Raw genomic sequence first — 15,443 nt, forward strand, 5'->3', positions numbered from 1 at the left:
GCATCAGGAACGGCTGGTCGATCGGACGCTCAGGCGTCGGGATGTAGGCGTCAACCGCAGCCATCAGCTCGCGGATCGCGTCTTCACCGATCTTCTTGTCAGAATCTTCAAGAGCGGCAAGAGCCGAACCCTTGATGATCGGGATATCGTCGCCCGGGAAGTCGTAGGACGACAGAAGTTCGCGAACTTCAAGCTCGACGAGCTCGAGAAGCTCGGCGTCGTCAACCTGGTCGACCTTGTTGAGGAACACGACGATCGCCGGAACGCCAACCTGACGGGCAAGCAGGATGTGCTCGCGGGTCTGCGGCATCGGGCCGTCGGCAGCCGAGCAAACCAGGATCGCGCCGTCCATCTGGGCAGCACCGGTGATCATGTTCTTCACGTAGTCGGCGTGGCCGGGGCAGTCGACGTGCGCGTAGTGACGGGCAGGCGTTTCGTATTCAACGTGTGCAGTCGAAATCGTGATACCACGGGCCTTTTCTTCAGGCGCGGCGTCGATCTGGTCATACGCCTTGAATTCGCCGAAGAACTTCGTGATCGCTGCCGTCAGCGACGTCTTGCCATGGTCAACGTGACCGATCGTGCCAATGTTGACGTGCGGCTTATTGCGCTCAAACTTGCTCTTTGCCATTAGTGGCTCTCCATTCTTGTCCCTTGACGGGAATAATCTTCAAAATTCGGTGGGGCGTACCCCGATCACTTCTGACCGGAGTACTTAGCCTGGATTTCCTGCGCCACGTTCGACGGAACCGGCGAATAGTGGTCGAACGTCATCGAGTACTGTGCACGGCCCTGCGACATCGAGCGCAGGTTGTCGACGTACTTGAACATGTTCGCAAGCGGAACATGCGCGTTGATGACGACGGCGATACCACGGCTTTCCTGGCCCTGGATCTGACCACGACGGGAGTTCAGGTCGCCGATAACGTCACCGACATAGTCTTCCGGCGTTACGACTTCGACCTTCATCATCGGCTCGAGAAGCTGTGCGCCAGCCTTCTTCGCTGCTTCACGGAAGCAGGCACGCGATGCGATTTCGAAGGCGAGAACCGACGAGTCGACATCGTGGAATGCACCGTCGACCAGCGTCGCCTTGACGCCGAGCATCGGGAAGCCAGCCAGCGGACCGGAAGACAGAACGCTTTCGATACCCTTCTGAACGCCCGGGATGTATTCCTTCGGAACAGCACCGCCGACGATCTTGGACTCGAACTTGAAGTCTTCGCCTTCGGGGTTCGGTTCGAAGATGATCTTGACGCGCGCGAACTGACCGGTACCACCGGACTGCTTCTTGTGCGTGTAGTCTTCTTCGTGCTGACGCGTGATGGTTTCGCGATAGGCAACCTGCGGAGCGCCGACGGTTGCTTCAACCTTGAACTCGCGACGCATACGGTCAACGAGAATGTCGAGGTGAAGTTCGCCCATGCCCGCGATGATCGTCTGACCGGATTCTTCATCCGTCTTGACGCGGAACGAAGGATCTTCAGCAGCCAGACGGTTAAGCGCGAGGCCCATCTTTTCCTGGTCGCCCTTGGTCTTCGGCTCGATCGCGATCTGGATGACCGGCTCGGGGAATTCCATGCGCTCGAGGATAACCGGCTTCAGCGGATCGCAGAGCGTATCGCCAGTGGTGGTTTCCTTGAGGCCAGCCAGAGCAACGATGTCGCCGGCAAAGGCTTCTTCGATGTCTTCACGGCTGTTGGAGTGCATCTGCAGCATACGGCCGACGCGCTCGCGCTTGTCCTTGACCGTGTTGATGACGGACGTACCCTTTTCGAGCTTGCCCGAGTAGATGCGTGCGAAGGTCAGCGAACCGACGAAGGGGTCGTTCATGATCTTGAACGCGAGCATGGAAAGCGGCTCGCTGTCGTCGGCATGACGCTCGATTTCGGCTTCGGTCTTGAAGTCGATACCCTTGATCGCCGGAATGTCCAGCGGAGAAGGCAGGTAGTCGACAACTGCGTCGAGAAGCGGCTGAACGCCCTTGTTCTTGAACGCGGTACCGCAGAACATCGGGTGGAACTTCACGTCGATGGTGCCGCGGCGAACGAGCGCACGGATCTTGTCGTTGTCGGGCATGATGCCGTTCAGGTAGTCTTCCATCGCTTCTTCGTCGATCTCGACAACGGTCTCGATCAGCTTTTCGCGATATTCGTCAGCCTTGGCCTTCATGTCTTCCGGGATTTCGACGACGTCCCACTGAGCGCCGAGCGATTCGTCGCGCCAGATGAGTGCGTTCATCTCGATCAGGTCGATAACGCCCTTGAACTCGGTCTCAGCGCCGATCGGCAGCTGCATGACAACGGCGATGGCGCCGAGACGGGTCTTGATCATTTCTACCGAGCGGTAGAAGTCAGCACCGGTCTTGTCCATCTTGTTGCAGAAGATCATGCGCGGAACATGATACTTCTCGGCCTGACGCCAGACGGTTTCCGTCTGCGGCTCAACACCGGCGTTAGCGTCGAGCAGCGCGATGGCGCCGTCGAGAACGCGCAGCGAACGCTCGACTTCAATGGTGAAGTCGACGTGGCCGGGGGTGTCGATGATGTTGAAGCGGCGCATCTTGCCGTCGCGACCCTTCCAGAAGGTCGTGGTAGCAGCGGAGGTGATGGTGATACCACGCTCCTGCTCCTGCTCCATCCAGTCCATCGTGGCAGCGCCATCGTGAACTTCGCCGATCTTGTGCGACTTACCGGTGTAATAAAGGATACGCTCGGTGGTCGTCGTCTTGCCGGCGTCGATATGCGCCATGATACCGAAATTGCGGTAGTCTTCGATTTTATATTCGCGAGCCATAATGGACTGCCTTTCGATATGCGACCGGTTAAGATTACCAGCGGTAATGCGAGAATGCGCGGTTGGCGTCGGCCATCTTGTGCGTGTCTTCGCGCTTCTTGACAGCGGAACCGCGGTTGTTCGCAGCGTCCATGAGTTCGCCGGAAAGGCGATCGACCATGGTCGTTTCGTTGCGCTTGCGGGCAGCCGTGATCAGCCAGCGGATAGCGAGGGCCTGACGGCGCTCGGGACGAACGTCGACGGGAACCTGATACGTGGCACCACCAACGCGGCGCGAACGCACTTCAACGTGCGGAGCAACGTTGTCGAGGGCGGAGTGGAACACGCCGAGCGGCTCCTGCTTCGTCTTGCCCTGAACGACGTCGAATGCGCCGTAAACGATGCTTTCTGCGACCGACTTCTTGCCGTGAAGCATGATGGCGTTCATGAACTTGGTGACGACCAGATCGCCGAACTTCGGGTCCGGGTTGATCTCACGCTTTTCTGCACTATGGCGACGGGACATATTCTTTGTCTCTCAATGTTATTGACGCTAAACCACGCGGAGAACCTCGCGCAGCGCCGGAATTTGTTTAAACCCGAATTACTTCGGACGCTTCGCACCGTACTTGGAGCGGCGCTGCTTGCGGTTCTTGACGCCCTGGGTATCGAGAACACCGCGGATGATGTGGTAACGCACGCCCGGCAAGTCCTTTACGCGGCCGCCGCGGATCATGACCACGGAGTGTTCCTGAAGGTTGTGACCTTCGCCCGGAATGTAGCCAATGACTTCGAAGCCGTTGGTGAGGCGGATCTTGGCAACCTTACGCAGAGCCGAGTTCGGCTTCTTCGGGGTCGTCGTGTAAACGCGGGTGCAAACACCACGCTTCTGCGGGTTTTCCTGAAGAGCAGGAACCTTGTTGCGCTTTACCTGTGCCTGGCGAGGCTTGCGGATCAGCTGGTTTACGGTAGGCATATAACCATCCCTTGCAAAAACTACTTTAGCCACCCTCACGGGTGGCGGCTATGCCGTTGCCGGCGACGATGCACGCATATATCCTCATGCGCAAAACGTGGCCCGATCCGTTTTCACGGATGGACCACCAAGAGCAGAGGACACCGGATGAGGCGTCTTGCGTGCAACATTCGTGTCTTCTACGTGCAATGGAGACCCGTTTGAGATGATGTTCGGGAAAAAGCTTACCGAACGGCCAGCACCCACAGAGGCTCCGATGGCGGGCGTACTACTGTTTTAGCCAGCTTTCGTCAAGGGTGAATCCACATTTTGCGCCGCCACCCATGGCCGCAAAGTCCACGTCCGGGCCATTTCCAACCTGCTTTAACATAAGTCGGCACGGAAGGCAGCGATTTTGACCTCCGCGCTTTGGCTTTTCATAAAATCCGTCTATTGATTCCCCATGGCGGGCCGGAGCGGCTTCGCCATGGGCGGGACCGATTCCCTCGGCCCGCATCACAGCAACGACAGATCAAGGAACCGCGTCATGAGCACCCTCCCCGACAACGACAACGGACGCGACGAGCCGATGGTCTTCATCGTCATCGGCAAGGCCTATGAGACCGACAATTCCGAGGGCATCGACATCCACGTCATCCTGCGGGCACCGGACGACGATACCGCCGTGCGCGAAACGCTGAATGCCCTTTCCGAGGAAGGTTTCATCGAAGCCGATCTCGACCAGATCGGCATGCTGACCGAGATCCCCGATGAAGAGCCGCACGCCTCCGCCTATCAGGGCGCGCTTGAAGGCGAAGTCGCCATCATCCGCTTCGCCTGAGGCGCAGGTCCGTGGCGGTAAGACGTGTCGTCGCCAACATCGCAACGCCCGACCCCGCTCGGGCTCAGGCGTTCTATGGCGATATTCTCGGCATGAACGTCGCCATGGACCACGGCTGGATACTGACCTATGCCAGTCCGCTCGAAGCCAGGGCGCAGGTCAGCTTCGCAAGCGAAGGCGGCTCCGGCGCGGCAGTGCCGGACCTTTCCATCGAGGTCGATAATTTCGAAGAGGTCCACGAAAGAATCCTGAAAGCGGGCTTGCCGATCGACTATGGCCCGGTTACCGAGGCCTGGGGCGTGCGCCGGCTGTTTCTGCGCGATCCCTTTGGCAAATTGGTCAATATATTAAGTCACTCATAGATTATATACTTTGAATACAATAGTATTATTTGATTATACGTTGAACAATACCGGAATATGATGTTTAAATACCCCCGACACAAGATTCCAGTGACGGGTTGAATACTATATTGTCGGCAGACATTATCGATGACATTTATGAGGCAGCGCTTTTCCCCGATCGTTGGGCACAGGTCATTGCCGCCATCGGCCACCGGCTGGATTTCTGGGGTGGCGCCCTTACCTGGGGCAAGGGTGAAGAAGAAGCCTGGCTTTACACGCCCAATTTCCAGGAGCTGATGCAGGCCTTCATGGATGGCGGCTGGAACCGCCGAAACGACCGCCTGACCCGCGCAATCCGTGAGGGACAATTTTCCTTCGTGCAGGATTTCGATGTCTTTACCCATGATGAATGGGCGGGACTGCCGATCGTGCGCGATTTCCTCATGCCGCGCGGCCTGGGATATGGCGCGGCCACCCAGGTTGCCCCGCCCGACCATCCGGCAATGACAGTGCTTTTCGAACGCAAGCTCGATAGCGGCGTCATCGGGCCGGAAACCATGGCGGCGCTGGGCCGGCTGAGGCCGCATATTGCCCGCAGCCTCACGCTGGCAACCCGCTTGCAGCGGCAGAAAGCCGATGCCATGACGCTTGGACTGAACGCCATCGGGGCGCCGGCGGCGGTGCTTCAGGCGAGCGGCCGTTTGCTTTCGGCAAACGACATGTTTCTCTCCCTCAGGAAATGTATTTCCACCCGCGCCCACGACAGGCTCGTGATCTCCGACGAAAGAGTGAACCGGCTGCTCTATAAGGCGCTTGCCGGGCATAATATCGGCTCGTTCCCCCTGCCGACCGGCGAAGATCGCTCCTGCATCCTGCACGTCATACCATTGCGCAGGAACGCGCTGGATCTGTCCCCGAAAGGCTGCGCCATCGTGCTGATATCGCAACCCATGGGCACCGTCGCCGACGCGACCTCACTGCTGAAGGGGCTTTACGACCTCACCAGAGGCGAGGCCCGTGTGGCGCTGGAAATCATGAAGGGGCTTTCGCTTCCCGCCGTGGCGAAGCAGTTGCAGATTTCCCACGAAACGGTGCGCAGCAACGCCAAGTCGATCTATGCGAAGACCGGCAGCACCGGCCAGACCGATCTCGTTCGCCGGCTCTCCGTCCTGACCCGTTATAACATCCGCGAACAGGGCTGACCCCGCCGCACGTGGCTGGAGACACCGGCCGACCGCAAAAGCGACAGCCCCTATTCCGCACAAACAAAAACGCCCGGATTGCTCCGGGCGTTTTGTTCTGAACTTTAGCGGGGCTTCGCAAAGCCCCTGCCCTTCCCGCCTTATTCGGCGGCCGGAGCCTGGTCCGTCATGTCCTGCAGCATCTGGTTCGCAGAACCTGCACCGGTGCCCTTGCGGCGTTCCTCGAGAATGAGGTCGTCGCGCGACGTGGCGATGCGGCGGATCTGCGTCATGGTGCCGCCGGTGCCGGCCGGGATGAGACGGCCGACGATGACGTTTTCCTTGAGGCCCTGCAGCGTGTCCGTCTTGCCGGCGATCGCAGCTTCCGTGAGAACCTTGGTGGTTTCCTGGAAGGATGCGGCCGAGATGAAGGACGGCGTCTGCAGCGAAGCCTTGGTGATACCAAGCAGAACAGGATCGCCGTAAGCCGGCTTCTTGCCCTCTTCGATCAGACGGTCATTCATGTCGTCCAGCTCGATACGGTCGACATTGTCGCCGACGATATACTGGCTGTCACCGGCATCGGTGATCTCGACCTTCTGCAGCATCTGGCGAACGATCACCTCGATGTGCTTGTCGTTGATCACAACGCCCTGCAGTCGGTAGACTTCCTGGATTTCGTTCACGAGGTAGGAAGCCAGAGCCTCCACACCCTTGATCGCCAGAATGTCGTGCGGCGCCGGGTTACCGTCGAGGATGTATTCACCCTTTTCGATATAGTCGCCTTCCTGAAGATGGAAGGGCTTGCCCTTCGGGATCAGGTATTCGACCGGCTCGACGCCGTCTTCCGCAGGCTCGATCATCACGCGACGCTTGTTCTTGTAGTCGCGGCCGAGGCGGATCGTACCATCGATCTCAGCGATGATGGCGTGGTCCTTCGGACGACGGGCTTCGAACAGTTCGGCAACGCGCGGCAGACCACCGGTGATGTCCTTCGTCTTGGCGCTTTCCAGCGGCGAACGTGCAAGCACGTCACCCTGGGAGACCTTCGCACCCGGCTCGACCGACAGGATGGCGTCGACCGACAGCTGGAAGCGGGCTTCGCCACCACGGGCAAGCTTCGCAACCGCACCGGAAGCATCCTTGATGACGATAGCAGGCTTGAGGTCCGAACCGCGCGGCGTCGAACGCCAGTCAATGACCTGACGCTTGGTGATGCCGGTGGATTCGTCGGTCGCTTCCAGAACGGAGAGACCATCGACGAGGTCTTCGAAGTGAACGGTACCTTCCACTTCCGTCATCATCGGACGGGTGTAGGGGTCCCACTCTGCAAGACGCTGACCGCGCTTAACCTTGTCGCCATCGTCCACGAAGATCTTCGAACCGTAGGCCACACGCTGCGTGGAACGTTCCGCGCCGCGCTCATCGAGGATCGTAACGGACATGTTACGGCCCATGGCGATGAGAACGCCTTCGGAGTTCCGCAGGATGTTGCGGTTCTTGATCTGGATCGTGCCTTCATACGAGGCTTCGAGGAACGACTGGTCGACCACGTTTGCCGTACCGCCAAGGTGGAACGTACGCATGGTGAGCTGCGTGCCCGGTTCACCGATCGACTGTGCGGCGATGACGCCAACGGCTTCGCCCATGTTGACAGGCGTACCGCGTGCAAGGTCGCGACCGTAGCAGACGCCGCAGACGCCGATCTGCACTTCGCAGGTAAGCGCCGAGCGGATGCGGACGGACTGGATGCCGGCCTTTTCGATGGTCGCAACGTCGGCTTCGTCGATCAGCGTTCCAGCCTTGACGATGTTCTCGCCGGTGACCGGATTATCGATGTCATCCAGAGCCGTACGGCCGAGGATACGCGCGCCGAGCGAGGCAACGACCTGACCGGCATCGACGATGGCGGTCATGGTGAGGCCCTTGTCGGTGCCGCAATCCCTGGAGTTGACGATGCAATCCTGCGCGACGTCGACGAGACGACGGGTCAGGTAACCCGAGTTCGCCGTCTTCAGGGCGGTGTCTGCCAGACCCTTACGGGCACCGTGGGTCGAGTTGAAGTACTCGTTAACGGTCAGGCCTTCCTTGAAGTTCGAGATGATCGGCGTCTCGATGATTTCACCCGACGGCTTCGCCATCAGGCCGCGCATGCCGCCCAGCTGACGCATCTGGTTCGGAGAACCACGAGCACCCGAGTGGGACATCATGTAGATGGAGTTCATCGGCTTCTGGCGACCCGTTTCCGGATCGAACTCGACAGCCTTGATGCGTGCCATCATTTCTTCGGCGACCTTTTCGGTTGCCTTGCCCCAGGCGTCGACAACCTTGTTGTACTTTTCGCCCTGGGTGATGAGACCGTCATTATACTGCTGTTCGTATTCCTTCACGAGAGCTTCGGTGTCGCCGACGATCTTCACCTTGCTGTCCGGAATGACCATGTCGTCCTTGCCGAACGAAATGCCGGCGCGGCAGGCGTGGGCAAAGCCGAGCTGCATGATGCGGTCGCAGAAGATGACCGTGTCTTTCTGGCCGCAATGACGGTAGACCGTGTCGATCATCTTGGAGATGTTCTTCTTGGTCATTTCCTGGTTGCAGACGTCGAAAGGCACGTTGACGTTCTTCGGCAGAAGTTCGCCAATCAGCATACGGCCAGGGGTCGTCTCATGAATCTTCGAAACCGGCTTGCCATCGGCATCCACGGTCTTGAAGCGGCCGCGGATCTTGGCATGCAGCGTCACGACCTTGTTTTCAAGCGCGTGATGCAACTCGCCGATATCCGAGAAGGCCATGCCTTCACCCGGCTCGTTCTGGTTCATGATCGACAGGTAATAGAGGCCGAGAACCATGTCCTGCGACGGAACAATGATCGGATGACCGTTCGCCGGATGCAGGATGTTGTTGGTCGACATCATCAGCACGCGTGCTTCCAGTTGGGCTTCCAGCGAAAGCGGCACGTGAACAGCCATCTGGTCACCGTCGAAGTCGGCGTTGAAGGCCGTGCAGACGAGCGGGTGCAGCTGAATGGCCTTGCCTTCGACCAGCATGGGTTCGAAAGCCTGGATACCCAGACGGTGCAGCGTCGGTGCGCGGTTCAGGAGAACCGGATGCTCGCGGATGACCTCGTCGAGGATATCCCAGACTTCCGGCTTTTCCTTTTCAACCAGCTTCTTGGCCTGCTTGACGGTCGAGGAGTAACCCTTGGCGTCGAGGCGGGCGTAGATGAACGGCTTGAACAGTTCGAGCGCCATCTTCTTCGGCAGGCCGCACTGGTGCAGCTTCAGTTCCGGACCGGTCACGATGACCGAACGACCGGAATAGTCGACGCGCTTGCCGAGAAGGTTCTGGCGGAACCGGCCCTGCTTGCCCTTGAGCATGTCGGAGAGCGACTTCAGCGGACGCTTGTTGGCACCCGTGATGACGCGACCGCGACGCCCGTTATCGAACAGCGCATCGACGGATTCCTGCAACATACGCTTTTCGTTGCGGATGATGATGCCAGGCGCACGAAGCTCGATCAGACGCTTCAGACGGTTGTTACGGTTGATAACGCGGCGATAGAGATCGTTGAGGTCGGACGTCGCAAAACGACCGCCATCCAGCGGAACCAGCGGACGCAGGTCCGGCGGGATCACAGGAACGACCTTCATGATCATCCATTCCGGGCGGTTGCCGGATTCCATGAAGTTCTCGACGATCTTCAGGCGCTTCATCAGCTTCTTCTGCTTGAGATCAGATGTGGTCTCAGCAAGTTCGGCACGCAGGTCGCCGGCGATCTTTTCGAGGTTCATCGAAGCCAGCATCTCGTAGATGGCTTCAGCGCCGATCATGGCGGTGAACTGGTCTTCGCCGAACTCGTCGACGGCGATCATGTACTCTTCTTCGGACAGAAGCTGGTTCTGCTTCAGCGAAGTGAGGCCAGGCTCGGTGACGATGTAGTTCTCGAAATAAAGAACGCGTTCGACATCCTTCAGCGTCATGTCGAGCAGGGTCGAGATACGCGAGGGAAGCGACTTCAGGAACCAGATGTGGGCAACCGGCGCTGCGAGCTCGATGTGGCCCATGCGCTCACGGCGAACGCGCGACAGCGTGACTTCGACGCCGCACTTTTCGCAGATGATGCCCTTGTACTTCATGCGCTTGTACTTGCCGCACAGGCACTCGTAGTCCTTGATCGGTCCGAAGATACGCGCGCAGAAAAGGCCGTCGCGTTCCGGCTTGAACGTACGGTAGTTGATGGTTTCCGGCTTCTTGATCTCGCCGTAGGACCACGACAGGATTTTTTCCGGCGAAGCAATCGAAATCCGGATGGAATCGAAATGCTGCGCAGGCACCTGAGGATTGAAAAGATTCATGACCTCTTGGTTCATGCCTTGTCTCCTTGAGAGGCTAGCTGCTGCCCCTGTTTGCATCCGGACCGGTTTCTTCCCGGGTCGCCGTCCAGAGCTTTAAATACGGATTAACCGCACAATGCGGCGAAAGTGTCCCACGCCAGCCGGGCTGACGGGAAACCGGCAGGCGCCCGGAAGGCGCCCGCCTCTCTCATTTTTATTCCGCCGCGTCGGGCAGCTGGTCTTCGGGCTGGTTCTCGATCTTCGAGTTTTCCAGCTCAACCGAAAGACCGAGCGACCGCATTTCCTTGACGAGAACGTTGAAGCTCTCCGGAATACCGGCCTCGAAGGTATCGTCGCCACGGACGATCGCTTCGTAGACCTTGGTGCGGCCGGCCACGTCGTCCGACTTGACGGTCAGCATTTCCTGCAGCGTGTAGGCCGCGCCGTATGCTTCCAGAGCCCAGACTTCCATTTCCCCGAAGCGCTGTCCGCCGAACTGCGCCTTGCCGCCCAGCGGCTGCTGGGTAACGAGCGAGTAAGGACCGATCGAGCGAGCGTGGATCTTGTCGTCGACAAGGTGGTTCAGCTTGATCATGTACATGTAGCCGACGGTGACCTTGCGGTCGAACGGCTCACCGGTACGACCGTCATAAAGGACGGACTGACCGGATTCATGCAGACCTGCCTTCTTCAGCATCGCGGCGACGTCGGGCTCATGCGCACCGTCGAAGACCGGGGTCGCGATGGAAACACCGCGCTTGGCTTCTTCGGCAAGCTTCACCAGCGAGTCGTCGTCGAAACGCTGAACCTCGTCATTGGCTTCAGACGCGTAGATTTCCGTCAGCTCGCTGCGAAGCTCGCTGATGTCCATCGTCTTGCGATACTCTTCGAGCATCTCGCCGATCTTCTTGCCCATGCCTGCGCATGCCCATGCGAGGTGGGTTTCGAGGATCTGGCCGACGTTCATGCGCGAAGGCACGCCGAGCGGGTTCAAGCAGATGTCGACATGCGTGCCGTCTTCGAGGAACGGCATGTCCTCGACCGGTACGATACGCGAGACGACGCCCTTGTTACCGTGACGGCCGGCCATCTTGTCGCCCGGCTGGATCTTGCGCTTAACAGCAACGAAGACCTTGACCATCTTCATGACGCCCGGAGGCATTTCATCGCCGCGCTGGACCTTTTCGACCTTGTCCATGAAGCGCTGTTCAAGGCGCGACTTGGATTCGTCGTACTGGCCGCGAAGCGCTTCCAGCTCGGACTGAGCCTTTTCGTCTTCGACCGCGAACATCCACCACTGCGAGCGGGGATATTCGGAGACGACGGCGTTGGAAAGCTCGACGCCCTTCTTGAAGCCCTTCGGACCGGCGATGGAAACGTGGCCACGCAGCATGTCGATCAGGCGGCCGTAGACGTTACGGTCAAGAATTGCCTGCTCGTCGTCGCGGTCCTTCGCTAAGCGCTCGATCTCTTCGCGCTCGATAGCCATCGCGCGCTCGTCCTTCTCCACACCGTGACGGTTAAAGACGCGGACTTCGACGACCGTACCGAACGTGCCCGGAGGCATGCGCATGGAGGTGTCGCGAACGTCGGAAGCCTTTTCACCGAAGATGGCGCGCAGAAGCTTTTCTTCCGGCGTCATCGGGCTTTCGCCCTTCGGCGTGATCTTGCCGACGAGGATATCGCCCGGCTGAACTTCCGCACCAATGTAAACGATACCGGCTTCGTCGAGGTTCTTCAGCGCTTCTTCCGAAACGTTCGGAATGTCGCGCGTGATTTCTTCCGGACCAAGCTTCGTGTCGCGCGCCATCACTTCGAATTCTTCGATGTGGATGGAGGTGAACACGTCGTCGGAAACGATACGCTCCGACATCAGGATCGAGTCTTCGTAGTTGTAGCCGTTCCAGGGCATGAACGCGACAAGCGCGTTGCGGCCGAGAGCCAGATCGCCGAGGTCGGTCGACGGACCGTCCGCGATGATATCGCCCTTGGAGATGTTGTCGCCGACGGAAACCAGCGGACGCTGGTTGACGCAGGTGTTCTGGTTCGAACGCTGGAACTTCTGCAGACGGTAGATGTCGACACCGGACTTGCCGGCATCGAGGTCTTCCGTGGCGCGGATAACGATACGGGTCGCATCCACCTGATCGACCACACCGCCACGACGGGCTGCGATGGCAGCGCCGGAGTCACGGGCGACGATCGGCTCCATGCCGGTACCGACGAACGGTGCCTCGGCGCGCAGAAGCGGAACGGCCTGACGCTGCATGTTCGAGCCCATGAGGGCGCGGTTGGCGTCGTCGTTTTCCAGGAACGGAATGAGAGCCGCTGCGACCGAAACGAGCTGCTTCGGCGAAACGTCCATCAGGTTGATGTTGTCACGCGGTGCGAGCATAACTTCGCCCGAGTGACGGCAGACGACGAACTCTTCCGAGAACGAACCGTCTTCATTGAGCGGCGCATTGGCCTGCGCGACGTAATATTTGGCCTCTTCCATGGCGGAGAGGTAGATCACGTCATTGGTCACCTTGCCGTCGACGATCTTGCGGTACGGGCTTTCGATGAAGCCGTACTTGTTGACGCGGGCGAAGGTTGCAAGCGAGTTGATCAGACCGATGTTCGGGCCTTCCGGCGTTTCGATCGGGCAAATACGGCCGTAATGGGTCGGGTGAACGTCGCGGACTTCGAAGCCGGCGCGCTCGCGGGTCAGACCGCCCGGTCCAAGAGCCGAAAGACGGCGCTTGTGGGTGATTTCCGAAAGCGGGTTCACCTGGTCCATGAACTGCGACAGCTGCGAGGAACCGAAGAATTCGCGAACGGCGGCTGCTGCCGGCTTCGCGTTGATCAGGTCCTGCGGCATCACGGTGTCGATTTCGATCGAGGACATACGTTCCTTGATCGCACGTTCCATGCGCAGAAGGCCCAGACGATACTGGTTTTCCATCAGTTCGCCGACAGAACGGACACGGCGGTTGCCGAGGTTGTCGATGTCGTCGATTTCGCCCTTGCCGTCGCGCAGTTCGACCAGCATCTTGACGACGGCGAGGATGTCTTCCTTGCGCAGCGTGCGCACGGTGTCTTCCGCATCGAGGTCGAGGCGCATGTTCATCTTGACGCGGCCAACGGCCGACAGATCGTAACGCTCTGCATCGAAGAACAGCGAGTTGAACATCGCTTCCGCCGATTCCATGGTCGGCGGCTCACCCGGACGCATGACGCGGTAGATGTCGAACAGGGCTTCCTGACGGTTCTCGTTCTTGTCGGCGGACAGCGTGTTGCGGATATAGGCGCCAACATTGACGTGGTCGATGTTGAGGACCGGAATCTCGTCGAAGCCGGACTGCAGGATGAGACCGAGGGTCTTCTCGTCGATTTCGTCGCCAGCTTCGAGATAGATTTCACCCGTCTCGTAGTTGACGATGTCTTCGGCCAGATAGTTGCCGTAGAGGTCTTCGTCGGTCGCCTTCAGCGCCTTCAGGCCCTTCTCCGTCAGCTGACGGATCAGGCGCGGGGTCAGCTTCTTGCCACCTTCGACCACGACTTCGCCGGTATCGGCGTCGATCATGTCGGTGATGACCTTGGCGTTCTTCAGCGTCTCGGGCTGGAAGGGAATGCGCCAGCCGTCGCCGTCGCGCTCATAGGAAGCCTTGGTGTAGAAGGTCGACAGAATGTCTTCGCCATCCATGCCAAGCGCCATCAGCAGCGAGGTCACGGGGATCTTGCGGCGACGGTCGATACGCGCATAGACGATGTCCTTGGCGTCGAACTCGATGTCGAGCCAGGAACCGCGATAGGGGATGACGCGGGCAGCGAAGAGCAGCTTGCCGGAAGAATGGCTCTTGCCCTTGTCGTGATCGAAGAACACGCCCGGCGAACGGTGCATCTGCGAAACGATGACGCGCTCGGTGCCGTTGACGATGAACGTACCGTTATTGGTCATGAGCGGCATGTCGCCCATGTAGACGGACTGTTCCTTGATGTCCTTGATGGACTTCGCGCCGGTATCTTCATCGATATCGAACACGATGAGGCGCAGCGTCACTTTCAGCGGCGCAGCATAGGTCAGATCGCGCTGACGGCATTCCTCGACGTCGAACTTCGGCGCTTCGAATTCGTAGGACACGAATTCAAGCATGGAGGCGCCGGAAAAATCGGTGATCGGGAATACGGACTTGAATACGGCATTCAATCCCTCGTCGGGACGGCCACCCTTGGGCTCGTCAACCATGAGAAACTGGTCGTACGAAGCCTTCTGAACCTCGATGAGGTTCGGCATTTCCGCTACTTCTGGAATTTTGCCGAAAAACTTGCGTACGCGCCTGCGACCGTTAAACGAAAGGGTCTGAGCCATCGTCGCTCCTTTAAAATTGCATCCGGGCCTGCAACGGACGGGAACCGATGGCCAGTCGATCCCGTCAAGCAATGGGTGTCATCAATCTCGTTCCACATCCCGGATCGATCAGGCCGGATTGCCTAGATGAGCCGGTTCGGAACCATTCTCTTGAAGAACCCATTACCCAAAAGCCATTTTCACGCGGCTTTTGGGTAATGAGTTTTAAAAACGATAACGACGGAAAGGGGCATGAAGCCCCTTCCCGCCAGTAATCGCAAGATTACTTAACGTCGACCTTAGCGCCGGCTTCTTCAAGCTTCTTCTTGAGATCAGCAGCTTCAGCCTTGGAAACAGCTTCCTTGACAGCCTTCGGAGCGCCTTCAACGAGGTCCTTGGCTTCCTTCAGGCCGAGGCCCGTGATAGCGCGGACTTCCTTGATGACGTTGATCTTGTTGGCGCCAGCGTCAACCAGGATCACGTCGAATTCAGTCTTTTCTTCTTCAGCAGCAGCAGCAGCGCCTGCACCGCCAGCAACAGCAGCAACAGCTACCGGAGCAGCAGCGGAAACGCCCCACTTTTCTTCGAGAAGCTTGGACAGTTCTGCAGCTTCCAGAACGGTCAGCGAGGAGAGGTCGTCTACGATCTTTGCGAGATCAGCCATTTTGATAGTTCCTTTTGTT

The 15,443-nt window shown here is 58.9% G+C and carries 10 protein-coding genes; 3 read left to right on the forward strand and 7 right to left on the reverse strand.

The window, feature by feature from the left end; genetic code table 11:
• The 4 genes from EM858_RS15685 to rpsL form a co-directional block, all read right to left on the reverse strand.
• On the reverse strand, window positions 1–631 hold a 631-nt coding region (locus EM858_RS15685), incomplete at its 3' end, for a GTP-binding protein (RefSeq protein WP_127757207.1).
• Between the two features lie 65 nt (window positions 632–696).
• The gene (fusA, locus tag EM858_RS15690) at window positions 697–2,796 is read right to left on the reverse strand and encodes an elongation factor G (protein ID WP_003523732.1); all 2,100 of its coding nucleotides are present in this window, start codon (window positions 2,794–2,796) and stop codon (window positions 697–699) included.
• A gap of 34 nt (window positions 2,797–2,830) precedes the next feature.
• Entirely contained in the window at window positions 2,831–3,301 is a 471-nt protein-coding gene (gene rpsG, locus EM858_RS15695; protein WP_003507761.1) for a 30S ribosomal protein S7, read from the reverse strand.
• A gap of 78 nt (window positions 3,302–3,379) precedes the next feature.
• Window positions 3,380–3,751: a 30S ribosomal protein S12 gene (rpsL, locus tag EM858_RS15700; RefSeq protein WP_003507760.1), complete on the reverse strand. Its 372-nt coding sequence runs from the start codon at window positions 3,749–3,751 to the stop codon at window positions 3,380–3,382.
• Window positions 3,752–4,277: 526 nt separating this feature from the next.
• Here rpsL and EM858_RS15705 point away from each other — a divergent pair.
• The 3 genes from EM858_RS15705 to EM858_RS15715 all read left to right on the forward strand — a co-directional run bounded on the left by EM858_RS15705 (window position 4,278) and on the right by EM858_RS15715 (window position 6,117).
• The gene (locus tag EM858_RS15705; protein ID WP_003523731.1) at window positions 4,278–4,571 is read left to right on the forward strand and encodes a hypothetical protein; all 294 of its coding nucleotides are present in this window, start codon (window positions 4,278–4,280) and stop codon (window positions 4,569–4,571) included.
• An 11-nt stretch (window positions 4,572–4,582) separates the two neighbouring features.
• On the forward strand, window positions 4,583–4,933 hold the full coding sequence (locus EM858_RS15710) for a VOC family protein (RefSeq protein ID WP_127757208.1): 351 nt from the start codon (window positions 4,583–4,585) through the stop codon (window positions 4,931–4,933).
• A 98-nt stretch (window positions 4,934–5,031) separates the two neighbouring features.
• On the forward strand, window positions 5,032–6,117 hold the full coding sequence (locus EM858_RS15715) for a helix-turn-helix transcriptional regulator (protein ID WP_127757209.1): 1,086 nt from the start codon (window positions 5,032–5,034) through the stop codon (window positions 6,115–6,117).
• A gap of 140 nt (window positions 6,118–6,257) precedes the next feature.
• On the opposite strand, the gene rpoC is transcribed toward EM858_RS15715, so the two are convergent.
• The 3 genes from rpoC to rplL all read right to left on the reverse strand — a co-directional run bounded on the left by rpoC (window position 6,258) and on the right by rplL (window position 15,424).
• Window positions 6,258–10,466, reverse strand: a complete 4,209-nt coding sequence (gene rpoC, locus EM858_RS15720; RefSeq protein WP_080816633.1) for a DNA-directed RNA polymerase subunit beta' — start codon at window positions 10,464–10,466, stop codon at window positions 6,258–6,260.
• A 178-nt stretch (window positions 10,467–10,644) separates the two neighbouring features.
• Window positions 10,645–14,781 carry a DNA-directed RNA polymerase subunit beta gene (gene rpoB, locus EM858_RS15725; RefSeq protein ID WP_003523727.1) on the reverse strand — a complete coding sequence of 1,379 codons (4,137 nt, stop codon included), beginning with the start codon at window positions 14,779–14,781 and terminating at the stop codon, window positions 10,645–10,647.
• Between the two features lie 262 nt (window positions 14,782–15,043).
• Entirely contained in the window at window positions 15,044–15,424 is a 381-nt protein-coding gene (rplL, locus tag EM858_RS15730; protein WP_003523726.1) for a 50S ribosomal protein L7/L12, read from the reverse strand.
• Window positions 15,425–15,443 lie beyond the last annotated feature (19 nt).

Source organism: Agrobacterium sp. CNPSo 2736, assembly GCF_004005385.1.
Taxonomy (GTDB): Bacteria; Pseudomonadota; Alphaproteobacteria; order Rhizobiales; family Rhizobiaceae; genus Agrobacterium; species Agrobacterium leguminum.

Coding starts and splice junctions, on each gene's coding strand:
- fusA (WP_003523732.1), bottom strand. CDS start 2,796: ATGGCTCGCGAATATAAAATCGAAGACTACCGCAATTTCGGTATCATG.
- rpsG (WP_003507761.1), bottom strand. CDS start 3,301: ATGTCCCGTCGCCATAGTGCAGAAAAGCGTGAGATCAACCCGGACCCG.
- rpsL (WP_003507760.1), bottom strand. CDS start 3,751: ATGCCTACCGTAAACCAGCTGATCCGCAAGCCTCGCCAGGCACAGGTA.
- EM858_RS15705 (WP_003523731.1), top strand. CDS start 4,278: ATGAGCACCCTCCCCGACAACGACAACGGACGCGACGAGCCGATGGTC.
- rpoC (WP_080816633.1), bottom strand. CDS start 10,466: ATGAACCAAGAGGTCATGAATCTTTTCAATCCTCAGGTGCCTGCGCAG.
- rpoB (WP_003523727.1), bottom strand. CDS start 14,781: ATGGCTCAGACCCTTTCGTTTAACGGTCGCAGGCGCGTACGCAAGTTT.
- rplL (WP_003523726.1), bottom strand. CDS start 15,424: ATGGCTGATCTCGCAAAGATCGTAGACGACCTCTCCTCGCTGACCGTT.